Source organism: Streptomyces muensis (genome assembly GCF_021474425.1).
Lineage (GTDB): Bacteria > Actinomycetota > Actinomycetes > Streptomycetales > Streptomycetaceae > Streptomyces > Streptomyces muensis.
Genome location: NZ_JAKEIP010000168.1, coordinates 1 through 18423 on the forward strand (window position 1 = coordinate 1; position 18423 = coordinate 18423).

Annotated in this window: 15 protein-coding genes; 7 read left to right on the forward strand and 8 right to left on the reverse strand. The window is 71.1% G+C overall.

Going from position 1 to position 18423, the window contains the following annotated elements:
* A partial coding sequence (locus L0P92_RS30110; RefSeq protein ID WP_234766203.1) for a hypothetical protein occupies positions 1-1597 on the forward strand: 1597 nt, incomplete at its 5' end.
* A 16-nt stretch (positions 1598-1613) separates the two neighbouring features.
* Here L0P92_RS30110 and L0P92_RS30115 read toward each other — a convergent pair.
* From L0P92_RS30115 to L0P92_RS30130, 4 genes are all read right to left on the reverse strand, one after another.
* The gene (locus L0P92_RS30115) at positions 1614-3077 is read right to left on the reverse strand and encodes an aldehyde dehydrogenase family protein (RefSeq protein ID WP_234766204.1); all 1464 of its coding nucleotides are present in this window, start codon (positions 3075-3077) and stop codon (positions 1614-1616) included.
* Positions 3074-4804, reverse strand: coding sequence for an N-acyl-D-amino-acid deacylase family protein (locus L0P92_RS30120; RefSeq protein WP_234766205.1), 1731 nt, complete (start codon positions 4802-4804; stop codon positions 3074-3076). Before L0P92_RS30120 ends, L0P92_RS30115 begins: the two co-directional genes overlap by 4 nt.
* Before the next feature lie 121 nt (positions 4805-4925).
* Complete coding sequence (locus L0P92_RS30125) at positions 4926-6044, reverse strand: LLM class flavin-dependent oxidoreductase (protein ID WP_273634121.1); 1119 nt, start codon at positions 6042-6044, stop codon at positions 4926-4928.
* A gap of 101 nt (positions 6045-6145) precedes the next feature.
* Complete coding sequence (locus L0P92_RS30130; protein ID WP_234766207.1) at positions 6146-6916, reverse strand: SDR family NAD(P)-dependent oxidoreductase; 771 nt, start codon at positions 6914-6916, stop codon at positions 6146-6148.
* 181 nt (positions 6917-7097) lie between these two features.
* Between L0P92_RS30130 and L0P92_RS30135 the strand changes: the two genes are divergently transcribed.
* Positions 7098-7841, forward strand: coding sequence for a hypothetical protein (locus L0P92_RS30135; RefSeq protein WP_234766208.1), 744 nt, complete (start codon positions 7098-7100; stop codon positions 7839-7841).
* A 52-nt stretch (positions 7842-7893) separates the two neighbouring features.
* A complete protein-coding gene (locus tag L0P92_RS30140; RefSeq protein WP_234766209.1) occupies positions 7894-8685 on the forward strand; it encodes a hypothetical protein in 792 nt (263 codons plus the stop codon).
* 17 nt (positions 8686-8702) lie between these two features.
* Here the strand turns inward: L0P92_RS30140 and L0P92_RS30145 are convergent, their stop codons facing one another.
* The 3 genes from L0P92_RS30145 to L0P92_RS30155 form a co-directional block, all read right to left on the reverse strand.
* The gene (locus L0P92_RS30145; RefSeq protein ID WP_234766210.1) at positions 8703-9317 is read right to left on the reverse strand and encodes a helix-turn-helix transcriptional regulator; all 615 of its coding nucleotides are present in this window, start codon (positions 9315-9317) and stop codon (positions 8703-8705) included.
* Positions 9318-9446: 129 nt separating this feature from the next.
* Positions 9447-10367, reverse strand: coding sequence for a TIGR03619 family F420-dependent LLM class oxidoreductase (locus tag L0P92_RS30150; RefSeq protein ID WP_234766211.1), 921 nt, complete (start codon positions 10365-10367; stop codon positions 9447-9449).
* Complete coding sequence (locus tag L0P92_RS30155) at positions 10364-11602, reverse strand: amidohydrolase family protein (RefSeq protein WP_234766212.1); 1239 nt, start codon at positions 11600-11602, stop codon at positions 10364-10366. The genes L0P92_RS30150 and L0P92_RS30155 overlap by 4 nt, the downstream gene beginning before the upstream one ends.
* Before the next feature lie 417 nt (positions 11603-12019).
* Here L0P92_RS30155 and afsR point away from each other — a divergent pair, with 417 nt between their 5' ends.
* Positions 12020-14980: an SARP-family global regulator AfsR gene (gene afsR, locus L0P92_RS30160; protein WP_234766213.1), complete on the forward strand. Its 2961-nt coding sequence runs from the start codon at positions 12020-12022 to the stop codon at positions 14978-14980.
* A gap of 202 nt (positions 14981-15182) precedes the next feature.
* Positions 15183-15359, forward strand: coding sequence for a hypothetical protein (locus L0P92_RS30165; protein ID WP_234766214.1), 177 nt, complete (start codon positions 15183-15185; stop codon positions 15357-15359).
* 67 nt (positions 15360-15426) lie between these two features.
* On the opposite strand, the gene L0P92_RS30170 is transcribed toward L0P92_RS30165, so the two are convergent.
* Entirely contained in the window at positions 15427-16974 is a 1548-nt protein-coding gene (locus L0P92_RS30170; protein ID WP_234766215.1) for a FadD3 family acyl-CoA ligase, read from the reverse strand.
* 102 nt (positions 16975-17076) lie between these two features.
* Here L0P92_RS30170 and L0P92_RS30175 point away from each other — a divergent pair, with 102 nt between their 5' ends.
* Together L0P92_RS30175 and L0P92_RS30180 are read left to right on the forward strand one after the other, a co-directional pair.
* Positions 17077-18225, forward strand: coding sequence for a lipid-transfer protein (locus L0P92_RS30175; protein WP_234766216.1), 1149 nt, complete (start codon positions 17077-17079; stop codon positions 18223-18225).
* 15 nt (positions 18226-18240) lie between these two features.
* A partial coding sequence (locus L0P92_RS30180; protein WP_234766217.1) for a zinc ribbon domain-containing protein occupies positions 18241-18423 on the forward strand: 183 nt, incomplete at its 3' end.

The window sequence follows — 18423 nt, forward strand, 5'->3', positions numbered from 1 at the left end:
CCCGCCGCCTCCGTCGGCACCGCCCCCGCCCCGGCTCATGACCGAGGACGCGCACGTGCCGCGCGCGCTCGTCGTCGCGGGGACCGCGCACGTCACCAAGAAGGACCTGGCACACACGATCCGCGGGAACTGGTCCACCGCCGTCGACCTGTTCCTCCGGCACATGGGCACCGCCGCGCACCCCAGCGAGGGATGGGCCGAACTCCGTTCCTGGCTACGGCAGTTCAACGATCCCCGGACCGACGACGTCGAGGGCCGGATCGTCCTCATGGACCGCCGGCTGAGCGATCCCGCCCTCCCCCACGACCACAAGCTGCTGCACCTGCTGCGCTGGCTCGACCCGGAGGGCCCGGTCGTCCACCGCGGCCATCCGGTCACCTACCGCACGCTGGCCCGCGTGTGCCTGCGCGCGTACGTCGGCGGCGACAGCGGCGACGAGGAGCTGCTGGAGGAGTTGTCCGGGCCGCACTCGCTGCTCGACGCCCTGTCCGGGTTCGCCGCGCTCGACCGGCTGCGGGGTGTGCAGGGCGAGTGGGACGCGGCACTGCGGGCGTGGCGGGCGACCGAGACCGCGTCCTGGCCGGCCGAGGTGCGCGACTGGGCCGCGGAGGTGGGGCCCGGGGCGCTGCTGGCCGCTCTGCTGCCACCGGAGGAACTGGCCCGGGTACGGCCCGTGCTGCCGACCGAGGGGCCGCCCGTTCCGTCGACCATCTGGTACGACCGGCTGCTCGAAGCCGCCGGAGGCCGGGAGACCCTGCTCGGCCGGCTGGCGGAGGCCGAGTGGTCCGACCGGGCCCGGCAGGAGGGGCGCGCCCGGGCCAGGGCGGACGAGGAGCGGCTCCGGGCCGAGGAGGCGGAACGCGCACGACGGCAGGAGCGCAGGCGGGAGCAGGAACAGCGGCGGCTGGCCGAGGAACCGCGGTTGCGGGAGGAGCGGCGGCGCGCCGAGGAGGAACGGCAGCGCAGGGCCAGACAGGCGCAGGAGGAGGAGCAGGAGCGGCAGCGCAGGCTGCGGGAGTGGCGGGCGGCGGAGGCGGTCCGGCTGCGTCCGGCCGCCCGGGCGGGGGCCGTGCTCCGCGCGCTCGCGCTCGGCGCCGTATGGGCGCTGGTCCCCGTCGTGGCCGTCTGGGTCAGCTGGTGGTTCTCCAGCTACGAGTTCGACGCCGCGCAGGTTCTTTCCTGGCTGGCCTGCCTGGTGAGCGCCGCGGCGCTGTACCGGCTGGTCCCCTGCGCCTACCGGCTCGGCGCCGCCTTCCGGCCCCGGCCGCTCGCGCCCGCCACCTGGCTCCCGCCGCTCCGCGCGACCCTGGCGACCGGGGCGCTGCTGCTGGTCTACGGCCTGATCGGCGGCGATTCCTCGTCCCGGGCGAGCGACCTCAAGGCCGACTCCGACCTCCTCCGCGAGATCGGCCTGAGCAGGTTCCTCACCTATGTGGGGCAGAACGGCAGCAGGGACTCCTTCGGCGACGTCCTGGTCGGACTGCTGGCGGTGGCCGTCGCCGCCGGCTGCGTCTGGATCGGCCTGCGAGCGGGCCGTACGACGGCACGCGGCTGGGAGGAGAGGCACGCCCGCGCCCAGCCCGCCCACCACTCGTGAGCGGGGCCCGCTGTGCTCACCCCGGCCAGACGATCGCCTGGACCTCGCTGTACGCGTGCAGCGCGTACGACCCGACGTCCCGTCCGACCCCGCTCCTCTTGAACCCGCCGAACGGCGCCTCCATGTTGCGGCCGACGGTGTTGATCCCGACGCCGCCGGCCCGCAGCCGCCGCGCGACCCGGAAGGCGCGGGCGACGTCGCCGGACCAGACGTAGTCGATCAGGCCGTAGTCGGTGTCGTTGGCGAGGGCGATGCCCTCTTCCTCCTCGTCGAAGGGGATGACGGAGACGACGGGCCCGAAGATCTCCTCCCGGGCGACCCGCATGTCGTTGGTGCAGTCGGCGAGAAGAGTGGGCGCGACATAGAAGCCGCGCTCGTACGGCGGCCGTTCGCCCCCGGCCACCACCACGGCACCTTCCTTCCGGCCCGTCTCCACATACGACTCCACCCGGTCCCGGTGCTCCGCCGAGATCACCGGCCCGACGACCGTGCCCGCCGCGCGCGGATCCCCGACCGTCAACCGCCCGGCATGCGCGGCCAGTTGCTCGACGAGTCGGCCGTACACGCCCCGCTGGGCCAGCACCCGCGTCGGTGCCGTGCAGATCTGTCCGCTGTAGAAGGAGAACGTCGTCCCGATCCCGGCCACCGCCGACCCGAGGTCCGCGTCGTCGAAGACGAGCGCCGCGCCCTTTCCGCCGAGCTCCATCAGCTGGCGTTTCATGTCCCGCCCGCACACCTCGGCGATGCGCTGCCCGACCGCCGTGGACCCGGTGAAGCTCACCATGTCGACGTCCGGGGACGACACGGCCGCCTCGCCGACCTCGACCGCCCGGCCGGAGACGACGTTCACGACCCCGGCCGGAGCCCCGGCCGCCTCCAGCGCCTCCGCCATCCGGTAGACGGACAGCGGATCCTGCGGGGCCGGCTTCACGACGACCGTGTTGCCCATGGCCAGCGCGGGCGCGATCTTGCCGGCCGGGTTGGCCCACGGGTTGTTGTACGAGGTGATGCAGGTGACGACGCCGACGGGCTGCCGGACGGCCAGCGCGCCCATCACGGCGGCGGGGCCCATCGGCCCGGCCTCGTTGATCTGCGGCGGGATCGCCCACTCGGCGGGCTCCACGCGCGCGTACCGCCGGAACCGGGCGGCGCCCACGCCCACCTGCATACCGCGCGCGGTGCCCGTGGTCGCCCCGGTCTCGGCCTGGGCGAGTTCGGCGTACGGCGCGAAACGCTCGCCGATGATCCGCGCCGTGCGCGCCAGCACGGCCGCACGCTCCTCCGGTGCCGTACGCGACCACGGCCCGAAGGCCTCGCGGGCCGCGGCGCAGGCCGCGTGTACCTGGTCCCGCGAGGCCTCCGGTGCCCACCCGACGGTCTCCTCGGAGGCGGGGTCCACGACGCCGTAGTACCCGCCGTCCGGCTCCACCCACGAGCCCCCGACGAACAGCCGCTGCCGCTCGGCCCCTTCGAGGCTCACCTGGTGGCCACCGTCCTGGTGTCCCGCCCGGACCGCAGCACCCGCCCGGGAACGGCCCCGGTCACCACGTCGTCCCGGATCGCCTCGACCCCGTTGACCCAGACCGCCCGCACTCCGATCGCCCTGGAGTCCAGCCGTGGACTGTCACCCGGCAGGTCGTGCACCAGGGTGGCCGTGCCGGCGTCGATCCGCTCCGGGTCGAACAGCACGAGGTCGGCATGGAAGCCCTCCGCGATCCTTCCCCGCTCACGCAGCCCGAACAGCCGCGCCGGATCGTCGGTGAGCATCTTCACCGCCTGTTCCAGACCCACCAGCTTCCGCCCGCGCAGACAGTCCCCGAGGAACCGGGTCGTGTACGGCGCCCCGCACATCCGGTCCAGGTGCGCCCCGGCGTCGGAACCGCCGAGCATCACGTCCTCGTGCTGCCAGGTCTCGGCGCGCAGCGACCAGGACGCCGGGTCGTTGTCGGTGGGCATGGGCCACAGGACCGTACGCAGCTCGTCGGCGGCGCAGATCTCCACCAGACAGCCGAAGGGCTCCTGCCCCCGCTCCCGCGCGATGTCCTCCACGACCCGCCCGCTCAGCCCGCGGTTCGCCTCGCTGTAAGTGTCCCCGATGACGTACCGCCCGAAGTTCGTCAGCCGCCGGAAGACACCCGCCTCCTTGGACGTGGCGTGCCGGAGCAACTCGGCCTGTACGCCGGGTTCGCGCAGCTTCGCGATCCGCTCGGGCACGGGCAGCGCCAGGACCTCCCCCCAGCCGGGGATGAGGTTCAGGGCGCAGAAGGTGCCCAGGGACATGTTCATCGGGGTGAGGATCGGCATGGTCAGCGCCACCACCCGGCCGCCCGCCTTCCGGGCCCGCTCACTGGCGAGCAACTGCCGCGGCACGCGCTCGGGAACGGCGGAGTCGATGGTCAGCACGTTCCAGTTCAGCGGCCGCCCCGCGGCGGCGCTCATCTCCACGAACAGTTCGATCTCGGCATCGCTGAACTGGTCCAGACACCCCGCGACGATCGCCTCGATCTGCGTCCCCTCGTGCTCCCCGACCGCCCGCGACATCGCCAGCAGCTCCTCCGGCCGGGCGTGCCGGGAGGCCACGGGCTTCCCGTCCCCGTCGGAGTGGCTCGACGACTGGGTGGTGGAGAAACCCCAGGCACCGGCGTCCATGGCATCGTGCAGCAGCCCCAGCATCGCGTCGAGCTGCTCCCCGCTCGGCTGCCCCCCGACCGCCTCCGGCCCCATCACATACCGCCGCAGCGCACAATGCCCCACCATGAACCCGGCGTTGACCGCGATCCGCCCCTCAAGCGCGTCCAGATACTCCCCGAACGAACTCCAACTCCAGGGCGCCCCTTCCTCCAACGCCACCAGGGACATCCCCTCGACCTTGGACATCATCCGCCGCGTGTAGTCCGCGTCCCCGGCCCGCCCCGGGTGCAGGGGCGCCAGCGTGAACCCACAGTTCCCGGCGGCCACGGTGGTCACCCCGTGATTGAGGGACGGGGTGGCGTACGGATCCCAGAAGAGCTGGGCGTCGTAGTGCGTATGCGGATCGACGAACCCGGGTGCGAGCACGAGCCCACGGGCGTCCTCCTCGGACCGCGCTTCCTCAGTAACGATGCCGATGACGGCGATACGACCGTCGCGTATACCGACGTCGGCGGTATAGGCAGGCGCACCCGTCCCATCGACAACAGACGCGCCTTTGATGACGTGATCGAGCATTTACGTCGCCTCCTTGAACTCCGGGCTCGCCCACCCACCCAGGGGCGCGGGGCTGTATCGATGTGCGGCTCCGCCGCGTGGGCGCGACCAGCCACAACGCACCCGCACCCGCCAACGACGCTCAAGCCCCCCGACGGAACCGCGTAGTCCGGTGGACAGGATCCGTGTCGATCTTCGGAATCACGTGCTCCCCGATCAACCGAATCGTCCGCAACGTCTCCTCCTTCGGCACCCCCACAGGCAGCCCGAACGACAACTGATCCGCCCCGGCCTGCTCCCACCGCTTGCACTGCGTGAGCACCTCGTCCGGATCCCCGCAGATCAGCAACTCCTCCTCGATCAGCAGCTCCACGAACTCCGCCGTGTACTCCGGCAACGTCTCCGGCCACACCGGAAACCCCTCGGGACGCGGGAACGTGTCGTGGTACCGGAACACCAGCGACGGCAGATAGTGCAACCCACCCCGCACCGCCGTCTCGATCGCCTCCGCGTGCGTGGGCGCACAGATCGCCGTGGTCGTCACCATCACGTTGTCGTTGACGAAGTCCCCGATCGGCTCGGCGTTCACGACCGCCGTCTTGTACTGCTCCAGCACCCACTCCATGTCGGAGACCTTCTGCACGCTGAACCCGAGCACCCCGAGCCCCTTCTTCGCGGCCATCGCGTACGACGGCGGCGACCCGGCGGCGTACCACATCGCGGGGTGGGACTTCCCGTACGGCTTGGGCAGCACCTTGCGCGGCGGCAGCGACCAGTGCTTGCCCTGGAAGCCGACGTACTCGTCCTGGAGCCACATCTTGGGGAACTCGGCGATGGTCTCTTCCCAGATCTCCTTGGTGTAGTTCATATCGGTCACGCCCGGTATGAACCCGAGGATCTCGTGCGACCCGGCCCCGCGCCCGCTGCCGAACTCGAACCGGTTGCCGCTGAGGTGGTCGAGCATGGCGACCTTCTCGGCCACCTTGACCGGGTGGTTGACCTGGGCGAGCGGGTTGAAGATCCCGGAACCCAGATGGATCCGTTCCGTCGCGTGCGCCAGGTACCCGAGGTACACGTCGTTGGCGGAGAGGTGCGAGTACTCCTCCAGGAAGTGGTGCTCGGACGCCCAGGCGTACTTGAAGCCGGACCTGTCCGCCTGGATGACGTACTCGGTCTCCTCCATCAGCGCCTTGTGCTCGGCGAGCGGGTCGGTCTCGGCGCGCTTTCCCACGTATCCCTGTACAAAGAGCCCGAATTCCAAGGAGGTTCACCGTCCCCAGTAGTTTCTGACGCTGCGTCAGATCGGCGGTATGCCGCCGACTGTGGCACCGGGCGCATGGATGGTCAAGAGTTGACGGACAGTCAGATGACCGAGACCCCGGCCAGCCACCCCCCGTCGATCACGAACGGCTGCCCGGTGATGTACGACGAGTCGTCGCACGTCAGGAACAGCGCGAGGCGCGCCACCTCCTGCGGTTTCCCGATCCGGCCGAGCGGCACCAGCTTGCGGTAGAGCCCGTCGAGCGCTCGTGACGTCTCCTCGGCGTCCGCGTCCGGATCCAGCAGCGACGGGTTGGACATCGCCGTGTCGATGGCGCCGGGGCACATCGCGTTGACCCGGATGCCCCGGGGCGCCAGTTCCAGGGCGGCGACCCGGGTGAGGCCGAGGATGGCGTGCTTGGTGGCGGAGTACGTCCCCACGGCCGCCATGCCGGTCACCGCGGTGTAGGAGGCCGTGTTGACGATCGTGCCGCCGTCGGCCATCTCGGGCGCGACGGCCTTGATGCCGAGGAAGCAGCCAACCTGGTTGACGCGTACGACCTGCATGAACTCGTCGAGCGGCGTGTCGACGAGGGCGTTGAAGCGCAGGATGCCGGCGTTGTTGACCAGTCCGTCGACCTGTCCGTAGGCCTCGCGCGCGGCGGCGACGGCGGCCTGCCAGTCGACCTCCAGGCCCACGTCGAGATGGACGTACAGCGCGCCTATCTCCTCGGCGAGAGCCTCGCCCTGGTCGTCGAGCACATCCGCGACGACGACTCTCGCGCCCTCCGCGGCGAACAGCCGCGCCTCCTGCTCACCCTGTCCGCGCGCCGCCCCGGTGACGATGACGACCCGTCCGTCGAGCTTGCCCATTACGGCCCCCTTCGAAGGGTGGACGCGGTGGACCCCGCATCGTGAACTTCGCATCGTAGCCGCATACCTGACGAAGCGTCAGATGCAAGCCCTGAGGGTTGCTGAGGCGAATCTCACGTGACCCACAAGTAGGGATGTTTGACCCTGTCGGCGCGGGTCAAAGGAATCCAAAATCCCTGCCATGTCCAAGCGGAGACTGAAGAACAAGAAGATCAGGATCGTGGCGGTCGGATCGGCCCTTGTGACGGGTGGCGCCCTCGCCGTCGTCCTGCTGCCGTCGGCGAACGCCGCCGACGAGAAGACGCCCGAGCAGATCATGACGATGTGCCAGCGGGCCAAGGTGCTCAACGGCAAGCAGCAGTCAATTTCGGATTTCGGCGGCCATCCGATCGCCGGACCGAGTTTCGCCTCCGACAACTGTGATTTCGTCGAGACGAATTTCGAGACCTTCGACGGGCCGACCGAGAAGGCGTCGATCGACTTCCCGAACTGTGAACCGAACGCCACGAAGCCGGCGAAGGTGTCGGTCACCTGGTCGGCGACGGTGACCCAGGGCAAGGGCAAGTACACCGTTACCCAGCAGGGCGGCAGCGGGGGCATCTTCGGGGCGCTGACCGGGTCCTGGGTCAAGCACAAGGGCACCCTCGACCTGACCCTCAACTCGGCGACCGCCAGTGACACGGAGACTCCCGAGGTACCGCCCGGCAAGGTGCTCCACATCGAGTTCACGCCGAAGATGCAGCGGATGACCGGCGAGTGGCGGGTGCGGATCGACGCCCGGGAGGCGACGACGGTCACCAATGCCACCCCTGAGCAGAACTTCGTGGCTCCGGAGGTCGTCGAGGGCCCCGTGATCCTGCCCGGCGCCGCGGGCGCTCCCGGTGTCGTGGACGGCACGGCCAAGCCCAAGCTGACCGACTGCTGACCTCACCACCGTTGCCCCCTGCCCCTGTTCCATCCCCCCACAGGAGAAGCCCATGACACGCGCCGAGCGCAAGAGAAGCCACCGGAGCAAGAAGAAGCGCATCACCCTGGCCCTGGCCCCGCTGGCGGCCGTCGCGGTGGCCGTACCGCTGATGAACCCGGCGGGTGCCGCCACCCCCTCCGAAGTGACCGCCGACTGCGCGGCCGACTCCGACAAACTGGAGAACTGCGAGTTCGTCGACGTCCAGTTCAAGCGGAACAATCTCGGACCCAATCAGCGGGTCTCCCCGGTGACCGACAACTGCGGAGCGACGGGCGCCTCCGAGAAGACCTTCAAGGTGAGCACGTCCGTGACCAGGAGCATCACGCTGGAGGATGGATTCACCGCGGGGTCCGACACCAAGCTCGCCAATTCCGTCTTCGAGATCGGCGTGAAGTTCAGCACCTCGGAGATCAACATCACGCGCGACGACAAGACGACCGCTCTGGAATTCAGCCGCACGGACACCGTGCAACCGGACAGCGTCGGCTTCTTCATGTGGTCCGCGAAACGCACCGACGTGAGCGGATTCCTGCGGGCCACCTACAAGGAGCCGCAGGACGGCCAGAAAGTGTTCTTCTCCCCGAGCGAGGGCGCCACGAGCGTGCACGTCTTCTATCCGCAGATCCTGAAGAACGGCACTCCCGACGGGCGGCTGTGGCTGCGGAATGTGAAGTGCGGAACTCCCGAGGCGGCGGGGTTGCAGAATTCCACGCGTGCGCTGAGGTCGGAACCGGGATTCGGTGAGGGCGGCGAGAACGTCACCGACGTCGAGATCCCGCTGGCGGATGTTCCGGCGCCGTAGTCCGCGGTTGCCGGTTCTCAGACGCGAAGCACGGGCGCGGCTCCCAGCCATCGCAGGACCGCGTCCGTGCTTCCGCGTGCGTCGAGCTTGGCGTAGATGTTGCTGAGGTTGTTGCGGACGGTCTTCTCGCTCAGCCGTAATCGCAGCCCGATCTCCTGGGCGCCGAGGCCGGTCGACAGCAGCTCCATGATCTGCCGCTCGCGCGGCGAGAGCATCTCCCGCAGCCGCTCCAGCGCCTCCCCGCCGGTGGGCAGCCGCCGGGCTCCCTCGCGCAGGGCGGCGCAGGCCGCAGGGGAGAGGTAGGTGTGCCCGACGGTGGCGCCCACGACGGCCGAGGAGAGCATGCAGGTGCAGTAGTCGCCCTCGACCAGATAGCCCGCCCCGCCGCGGAACACCTCGACGATCGCGTCGGTGTCCCGGCACGGGCTGATCACGATCGCGGGGGCGTCGGTGGCGGTCAGCTCCCGTACGGCCGTGGAGAGGTCCTCGCGGTAGAGGATCACGACGTCCGCCGCCACGCCCAGGGGCACCACCCGGCCGACGTACGGGTCGTCCGGGGCCGGCCAGTCGGGGTGCGGCCAGGCGTCCTCGGGGCAGGCGAGGGCGACGGTGAGTTTCCGGGAAGTGCGCACGTCATTGTGTCCTTCCGCCGAAGCCGTACGGGCGTACTACTACGTCAGTACGTCCATACATACGTGGGTCGACGTGGACATGTTCAAGCTTTCAAGGACGGTTGTCGTCCGCGGCTCCGATGTGGGGCGTTACAGCGCCGGCGCTATCTGCTCGCCGAACTCCTCCATCTGGTCCGTGAGTTCGGTACGGCTCCGGCTGCGGAAGCGCACCTGGATCTGGTGCACGCCCATGGCACGGTAGGCCCGCAGCGACTCGGCCAGTTGCTCCGGTTCGCCGGTCAGGGTCCGGCGGCCCACGTCCCAGTCGGGCTTGCCCACGTACAGGGGCTCGGCTATGGCGCCCACCGTGAACGGGGCCTCGATGCCCGCCTCCTCCCGCAGCCGCCGTATCCGGGCGATCTGATCCGGCAGCCGGTCCCGCGGGTCGCCCTGGGGCAGCCAGCCGTCTCCCTTGAGCGCGGCCCGGCGTACGGCGGCCGGGGACGAGCCGCCCACCCAGAGCGGGACCCGGGTCTGGGCCGGACGTGGGAGCTGGCCCAGGCCCTCGAAGTCGTAGAGCTTGCCGTGGTGTTCGGGGTACTCGTCGGGGCCGAGGGCGGCGCGCAGGGCGTCGATCGTCTCGTCCAGGACGGGCCCGCGGCGCTCGAAGTCGACTCCCAGCGCCTCGAACTCCTCCCGGACGTGCCCCGCCCCGACCCCGAGGATCAGGCGGCCGCCGCCGAGGTGGTCGAGGGTGGCGTACTGCTTGGCGGTGAGGAGAGGGTGGCGTAGGCCGACGACCGCGACATGGCTGAGCAGGCGTACCCGCTCGGTCGCCGCCGCCAGGAAGGCCAGCGTGGCGACGGGGTCGTACCAGACCGTGCTCATCGCGGGGGCGAGGCGGCGCGGGATGGCGACGTGGTCGCAGCTCGCGATGTACGCGAAGCCCGCGCGGTCGGCGGCGCGGGCGACGGCGAGCAGGTCGTCGGGCCCGGCGGCGGCTTCCCAGGGCTCGGCGTAGATCGTGCTCTGGGACTGGACGGGGAGCTGGATGCCGTACTGGAGACTCACCGGGCACCGCCGCCCGGCCACAGTCCGTCCCGTGTCAGCCCCAGCAGGTCGATGGCGTTGCCGCGCACGATCCGCTCCACGACGCCGGGATCCAGGTGGCCCATCTGGGCCTCGCCGACCTCGCGGGACTTCGGCCAGGTGGAGTCGGAGTGGGGGTAGTCGGTCTCGTACAGGACGTTTCCGACGCCGATCGCGTCCAGGTTCCGGAGCCCGAAGGCATCGTCGAAGAAGCAGCCGTAGACGTGGTCGGCGAACAGCTCGGAGGGCGGGCGGTGCACCTTGTCGGCGACTCCGCCCCAGCCGCGGTTCTCCTCCCAGACGACATCCGCGCGCTCCAGGATGTACGGGATCCAGCCGATCTGCCCTTCCGCGTACATGACCTTGAGGTTCGGGAAGCGTTCGAACTTGCCGCTCATCAGCCAGTCGACCATCGAGAAGCAGCAGTTGGCGAAGGTGATGGTGGAGCCGACGGCGGGCGGGGCGTCGGCGGAGGTGGAAGGCATGCGGCTGGAGGAGCCGATGTGCATGGCGACGACCGTGCCGGTCTCGTCGCAGGCGGCGAGGAAGGGGTCCCAGTCGTCGGTGTGGACGGAGGGGAGCCCGAGGTGCGGGGGTATCTCGGAGAAGGCGACGGCGCGCACGCCACGGGCGGCGTTGCGGCGGACCTCGGCGGCGGCGAGCTCGGCGTCCCAGAGGGGGATGAGGGTGAGCGGGATGAGCCGCCCTCGGGCCTGCGGCCCGCACCACTCCTCCACCATCCAGTCGTTGTAGGCCTGGACGCATAGCAGGCCCAGCTCGTGGTCGGCGGCCTCGGTGAAGGTCTGGCCGCAGAAGCGGGGGAAGGTCGGGAAGCAGAGCGCGGACTGGACGTGGTTGACGTCCATGTCGGCGAGGCGGGCGGGGACGTCGTACGAGCCCGGGCGCATCTGCTCGTAGGTGATGACCTCCAGCTTGATCTCGTCCCTGCTGTAGCCGACGGCCGTGTCGAGGCGGGTGATCGGCCGGTGCAGGTCCTCGTACACCCACCAGTCGCCGATCGGGCCGTCGTCGCCGGGCTCGCCCATGACGGGCTTGAACCGGCCGCCAAGGAAGGTCATTTCCTTCAGTGGCGCGCGGACGATGCGCGGTCCGGTGTCGAGGTACTTCTTCGGAAGCCGGTCCTGCCAGACGGTGGGCGGCTCGACCGTGTGGTCGTCGACGGAGATGATCAGCGGAAACGCGGTCTCGGTGTCCATGTCCGTCACGGTAGCGCCGATCTGACGGTCCGTCAGCTAGGCCGACGGTCATGCGCTGGTCATGCGCGAGCGGGCACCGCTTGCGGAGACCGGGTGAGGGCCTTGTGATATCCCGCGTGCCTGCCTGTGATCAGCCACTCCACAGCTGACGCATCTGCCGGAACAAGGCAAACTGGCGGAGATGTAAACGGGTCCAGGCCCTGTCGTTTGGATCAGGCCGGCTGAGAGAAGCAGTGCCCTTTCAGCCGACCCGAGCGGGGTCTGGTGCGTGCAGCTGCAAGGCGGAGGAGCCGTGTCGATCAGCCGCTACCGCGGCGGGCGACGCGGAGCGTCGGCAACCGACGACAACGCCGCAGATGCGCGTGCCAGGGCCCGCGACGCCGGGATGATCCAAACGACAGGGCCTATGGGGGACGGATGGACGGGGTACCGCGAGTGCCGGAGCAGCGGGGGCGTGGCTCCTCGGCGGCGGCGGAGCCGGTGGCGGCGCTGCGTTTCGGGGTGCTCGGTCCGGTACGTGCCTGGCGCGGCGGGGAGCAGCTGCCCACCGGTTCCCCCCAGCAGCGCGCCCTGCTCGCGGCCCTGCTGCTGCGCGAGGGCCGTACGGCGACCGCGGCGGAGCTGATCGACGCCCTGTGGGGCGAGGAACCGCCCTCGCAGGCGCTGGCGGCGCTCCGGACGTACGCCTCGCGGCTGCGGAAGGTGCTGGACCCCGGGGTCCTGGTGAGCGAGTCGGGCGGTTATGCCGTACGGGGTCTGGACGAGGGCGCGCTGGACCTGGCCGTGGCCCAGGAGCTCGCGGCGGAGGCGGAGAAGGCAAAGAACGCCGGGGATCCGGGCCATGCCCGCGAGGTGCTCGGGAAGGCGTTGTCGCTGTGGGCCGGCGAGGTGCTGGCGGGGGTTCCGGGACCGTACGCGGAGGCCCAGCGGGTCCGGCTCGAGGAGTGGCGGCTGCGGTTGCAGGAGTCGCGCCTCGACATGGACCTGGAGCTGGGCTGCCACGCGGAGGCGGTCTCGGAGCTGACGGCGCTCACCGCGGCGCACCCCCTGCGGGAGCGGCTGCGGGAGCTGCTGATGCTCGCGCTGTACCGCAGCGGCCGGCAGGCGGAGGCGCTGGCGGTGTACGCGGACACGCGGCGCCTGCTGGCGGACGAGCTGGGCGTGGACCCGCGTCCGGGTCTGAAGGAACTCCAGCAGCGGATCCTCCAGGCCGACCCCGGCCTCGCGCAGCCGTCCGCCCCGGTCGCCGAACCCGCGGTGGTGCCGGTGCGGCCCGCGCAACTCCCCGCGACCGTGCCCGACTTCACGGGCCGTGCCGCCTTCGTCTCCGAGCTCAGCGAGGTCCTCGCCACGGCCGAGGGCCGGGTGATGGCGGTGTCCGCGCTGGCCGGCATCGGCGGCGTCGGCAAGACGACCCTCGCCGTGCACGTCGCCCACCAGGCGCGCTCGGCCTTCCCCGACGGACAGCTCTACGTCGACCTCCAGGGCGCGGGCCCGCGGGCGGCCGAGCCGGAGACGGTGCTGGGCTCGTTCCTGCGCGCCCTCGGCACGCCCGACTCGGCGATCCCGGACTCGCTGGAGGAGCGGGCGGCGCTGTACCGCTCGGTGCTGGACGGCCGCCGGGTCCTGGTGCTGCTGGACAACGCCAAGGACGCCGCCCAGATACGTCCGCTGCTGCCCGGCATGGAGGGCTGCGCGGCGCTGGTGACGTCCCGGGTGCGGATGGTGGACCTCGCCGGTGCCCATCTGGTCGACCTGGACGTGATGTCCCCGGACGAGGCGTTGCAGCTGTTCACGAAGATCGTGGGCGAGGAACGGGTCGCGTCCGAACGGGAGGCCGCCCTGGACGTGGTCGCGGCCTGCGGGTTCCTGCCGCTGGCCATCCGTATCGCGGCGTCCCGGCTGGCGGCGCGGCGCACCTGGACGGTGTCGGTGCTCGCCGCGAAGCTCGCGGACGAGCGCCGCCGCCTGGACGAACTCCAGGCCGGAGACCTGGCCGTGAAGGCGACGTTCGAGCTCGGCTACGGCGCCCTGGAGCCCGCCCAGGCCCGGGCGTTCCGGCTGCTGGGCCTGGCCGACGGCCCGGACATCTCGCTGGCCGCTGCCGCCGCCGTACTGGATCTGCCGCCGGAGGACACGGAGGACCTGCTGGAGTCCCTCGTCGACACCTCGCTGCTGGAGTCGGCGGCGCCGGGCCGCTATCGGTACCACGATCTGGTCCGGCTCTACGCGCGTGCGTGCGCGGAGCGTGACGAGTGGCCGCCGAGCGAGCGGGACGCGGCGCTGTCGCGGTTGCTGGACTTCTATCTGGCGACGGCGGCGGGGGTGTACGCGATCGAGCGGCCGGGGGATCGGCTGGTGGACCATCTGGCGGTGACGGAGTATCCGGGGCTGCGCTTCGACGACCGGCGTGAGGCCCAGGACTGGTTGTACGCGGAGGCGGTCTGCCTGCTCGCGTGCGTACGGCAGTCGACGGCGCCCGGCCAACTCGGGCGTGCCGTCGATCTGCTGTGGGCGGCGGTCGATCTGACGGAGTCGGGCGCCAACTCGAAGGAGTACCAGGCGACCGGCGCGTCCACCCGTGCGGCGGCGCAGGCCGTCGGCGACCGGCAGGCCGAATCCCGGGCCCTGGTCACGCTGGCCAACGGCCACTACTACTCGGGCCGTTTCGAACTCGCCGATCAGGAGGCCGCCGATGCCCTTGAGCTGGCGGAGGCGGTGGGTGACTCCCTCGCCAGTTGCTGGGCTTCCAACATGCTCGGTGTCATCGCGCTCTATCAGAGCCGGCACGAGGACGGCGAGGCGCATCTGACGCGGGCCATCGAGAGCTTCCGTTCGTGCGGGGACCGGCCGGGCGAGGCGAGCGCCCTGTGCAACCTCTCGCGGATCCACCTGGCGATGGGGCACACCGCGAGCGCGGTCTCCCTGGCCGAGCAGGGGACCAGCATGTACGACGACATGAGGAACGCGCTGAAGGGCGCCAACGGACGCTATGCGCTGGGCCTCGCGCTGACCCAGAGCGGCCAGGTCCAGCGGGCCACCGACCGCCTCAAGGAAGCCCTGGAGGTCTTCCGGGACCGCCGGCAGCGGCTCTGGGAGGGCATGACCCTCTTCCGTCTCGCCGAGGTCGACCTCATCGCCCGCCGTCCGGCGCAGGCGGCGGCCAACGCGGAACTGGCGCTGACCGTTCTGCGCGGGATCGGTGGCGAATGGCGGCGCGGGAACGTGCTCACCGCGCTCGGGCGTGCCCTGCGCGGCCTCGGACAGACCGGCCGGGCCCAGGTCTGCTGGCAGGAAGCCCTTGAGGTCTTCGAGAAGCTGGACGCTCCGGAAGCCGAGGAGGTACGCGCTCTCCTCAACCCCTCCGCCGTCGCGTGAGACGGCAGGAGTGCACGTTCATCGTTTGTTTATCGCCGCCCGGCACTCTCGTCATGTCGATCCGTCGCGTCGGGGGGCAGACGGGTCGGTCGGTGGCCGCACCTTAAGGTGTAGCGGCCCAGGAGTGCCACGCCCGACGGCCCACGGGGGAGTTGCCGGGCGTGGCCACTCCCATCTACGCATCGACATCGGGGAGCCAGTTATGAGCGACGACAAGAAGACCACCGAGGCCGCCGCGCCGGTGACCGGCGCGACCGAGGTGACCACGCTGAACACGCACGCCACCAGCGAGCCTCTCAAGCCGAGCACCCTGGCCGCGAAGGAAGACACCGGCGAGGCCACGACCGACAACACCCACGCCACGGACGAGCCGGTCTGATCCGACCTTCCTCCACACGGGGATCGGCCGCGGCGGCGCGGAGGGGAGCCGCCGCGGCCGATGCGTTTCAGGCGCGCAGTTCCCCCTTGACCACCTTCCCGCTCGCGTTCCGCGGCAGCTCCCCCACGAACTCCACCACCCGCGGCACCTTGTAGTTCGCCATCTCCCGTCGCGCCCAGGCGATCAGGTCGTCCCCGGTCAGGACGGCTCCCGGCCGGCGCACCACGTACGCCTTGCCGACCTCGCCCAGCCGCGTGTCGGGTACGCCGATCACCGCCACGTCCGCCACCTCGGGATGCAGGCCGAGGATCTGCTCGATCTCCGCCGGGTAGGCGTTGAAGCCGCCGACGATGAACATGTCCTTGATGCGGTCGGTGATCCGGAGGTTCCCGCCCCGGTCCAGCACCCCCACGTCCCCGGTCCGCAGCCATCCGTCGTCCGTCAGGACCTCCGCGGTGGCCGCCGCGTCCTCGTAGTAGCCGCGCATCACGTTGAAGCCCCGGACCAGGACCTCGCCGGGCTCGCCGAGCGGCGCCTCGACGCGGACCTCCGTGCCCGGTATCGCCCGGCCCGACGTGGACGCGATCACCGACGGGTCGTCGCCGCGCCGGCACATCGTCACGATGCCGCTGGCCTCCGACAGGCCGTACGCCGTCAGGACGGTCTCCACGCCCAGTTCCCCGCGGAGCCGCTCCACCAGCCGGAGCGGCACCACCGCGGCACCGGTCACCACCAGCCGCAGCGCGGAGAGGTCATGGGAGTCACGCGCCGGATGGTCCAGCAACGACTGGTGCAGGGTCGGCGGGCCGGGCAGCACCGACACCCGTTCCGCCGCGATGTTCGCCAGCGCCGTACCGACGTTGAACACCGGCTGCGGGATCATCGTCGCGCCCCGCATGAGGCAGGCGATCACCCCGGCCTTGTAGCCGAAGGTGTGGAAGAAGGGGTTCACGATCAGATAGCGGTCGCCCCGGCGGAGTCCCGCCAGGTCGCTCCACACCTCGTAGGCCCGCAGCGTCTGCGTGTGCGTGATCACCGCGCCCTTCGGGCGGCCCGTCGTACCGGACGTGTAGACGATGTCCGACGGCCAGGAGCCCTCGACGGCGTCGGCCCGCGCCCGCACCTCCGCCTCGCCCACCCCGTCCCCGCTCGCCAGGAAGTCCTTCCAGGTACGGAAGTCCGCCGGGGCGTCGTCCGACAGCACCACGACCTGCTCCAGCTCCGGCAGCCCCGGCCCCCGGGCGACCGCCCTGCGCAGCGACGCCACGTACGAGGTGCCCAGGAAGGTGCCGGTCACGAAGAGCAGCCGGGCCCCGCTGCGGCGCAGCACGTCCGCGGCCTCCGTGCCCTTGAAGCGGGTGTTCAGCGGCACCAGCACGGCCCCCGCCGACACCGCGCCGAGCGCCGCCACGATCCAGTCGAGGGTGTTCGGGGCCCAGATGGCGACGCGGTCGCCGGGCTCGATGCCGTTCGCGACGCAGGCCGCCGCCGAGCGTTCGACACGGGCGCCGAGTTCGCCGTACGAGATCCGGGTCCGGCCCTCCACCACCGCCTCGGTGTCCGCGTACCGCTCGGCCGCCCGGCGGACCAGCTCCGGGATGCTCTGCCACTCCACGATCGGCCTCCCCGAACCCAGGACGCATTAGCTGACTGTCCGTCAGATTAGCGGTAGCCTGACGCCCTGTCAGCAGCCCGTCCGCGACGCGGAGGTGTGCACATGGCCGGACTCCAGGACGCGACCGCCATCGTCGGCATAGGCCAGACGCCGTTCGCCAAACGCCTCCCGGAGGACGAGAAGACCCTCGCCTGCCGTGCCGTCCTCGCCGCCCTGGACGACGCCGGGATAGCGCCGGGTGAGGTCGACGCGCTCGCCAGCTACACCATGGAGGAGACCGACGAGGTCGAGCTCGCGAAGGCCGTCGGCTTCGGGGACCTCACCTTCTTCAGCAAGGTCGGCTACGGCGGCGGCGGTTCGTGCGCGACGGTCGCGCATCTCGCCGCCGCCATCGCCACCGGGCAGGCGACCGTCGGCGTCGCCTGGCGGTCACGGAAGCGCGGCAGCGGCCCCCGGCCCTGGCGTGACACCACCGCCCAACTCCCCACGCCCGCCCAGTGGACCCGTCCGTACGGGCTCCTGCGCCCCGTCGACGAGATCGCGATGCTCGCCCGCCGCTACATGCACGAGTACGGCGCGACCCGCGACCACCTCTTCAACGTCGCCCTCGCCTGCCGCAACCGGGCCAACCAGAACCCGGCAGCGGTGATGTACGAACGGCCCCTGACCCGCGAGATGTACATGACCTCCCGGTGGATCAGCGAGCCGCTCTGCCTCTTCGACAACTGCCTGGAGACCGACGGCGCCCTGGCCTGCGTCATCGTCAGCCGCGAACGCGCCCGCGACTGCCGGCACACCCCCGTCTACGTCCACTCCGCCGCCCAGGGCCTGCCGGCCCAGCACCACGGCATGGTCAACTACTGGAACGACGACCCGCTCACGGGCCCCGCCTGGACCGCCGCCCGGCACCTGTGGAAGCACGCCGACTTCACTCCCCAGGATGTGGACGTCGCCCAGATCTACGACGCGTTCACGGCCCTCATACCGCTCTCGCTGGAGGGGTACGGCTTCTGCGGCCGGGGCGAGGGCGGCGCCTTCACGGAAGGGGGCGCCCTGGAGATCGGCGGGCCGCTGCCCCTCAACACCGGGGGCGGCGGGCTCAGCGAGGCCTACGTCCACGGCTTCAACCTCATCAACGAGGGCGTCAAACAGCTGCGCGGCACCAGCACCGCCCAGGTCCCGGGCGCCGCCACCTGTCTCGTCACCGCCGGCGAGGGCGTCCCCACCTCCGCGCTGCTGCTGCGAAACTGAGGAGTTGACCCACGGATGCTCTCCCCCGTCACCGACCCCGACGGCGCCCCCTTCTGGCAGTACGCCGCCCAGGGCGAACTCCGCGTCCAGACCTGCGCCGCCTGCGACGAACCCCGCTTCCCGCCCCGCCCCTGCTGCCCGCACTGCCAGTCCTTCGCGAGCGAATGGCGACAGCTCACCGGACACGGCCGCATCTGG

What these genes read in the sequence shown, in the direction of transcription:
- L0P92_RS30120 (WP_234766205.1), bottom strand. Translation starts at nt 4,804, where the DNA reads ATGCTCGATCACGTCATCAAAGGCGCGTCTGTTGTCGATGGGACGGGT.
- L0P92_RS30130 (WP_234766207.1), bottom strand. Translation starts at nt 6,916, where the DNA reads ATGGGCAAGCTCGACGGACGGGTCGTCATCGTCACCGGGGCGGCGCGC.
- L0P92_RS30135 (WP_234766208.1), top strand. Translation starts at nt 7,098, where the DNA reads ATGTCCAAGCGGAGACTGAAGAACAAGAAGATCAGGATCGTGGCGGTC.
- L0P92_RS30140 (WP_234766209.1), top strand. Translation starts at nt 7,894, where the DNA reads ATGACACGCGCCGAGCGCAAGAGAAGCCACCGGAGCAAGAAGAAGCGC.
- L0P92_RS30155 (WP_234766212.1), bottom strand. Translation starts at nt 11,602, where the DNA reads ATGGACACCGAGACCGCGTTTCCGCTGATCATCTCCGTCGACGACCAC.
- afsR (WP_234766213.1), top strand. Translation starts at nt 12,020, where the DNA reads ATGGACGGGGTACCGCGAGTGCCGGAGCAGCGGGGGCGTGGCTCCTCG.
- L0P92_RS30165 (WP_234766214.1), top strand. Translation starts at nt 15,183, where the DNA reads ATGAGCGACGACAAGAAGACCACCGAGGCCGCCGCGCCGGTGACCGGC.
- L0P92_RS30175 (WP_234766216.1), top strand. Translation starts at nt 17,077, where the DNA reads ATGGCCGGACTCCAGGACGCGACCGCCATCGTCGGCATAGGCCAGACG.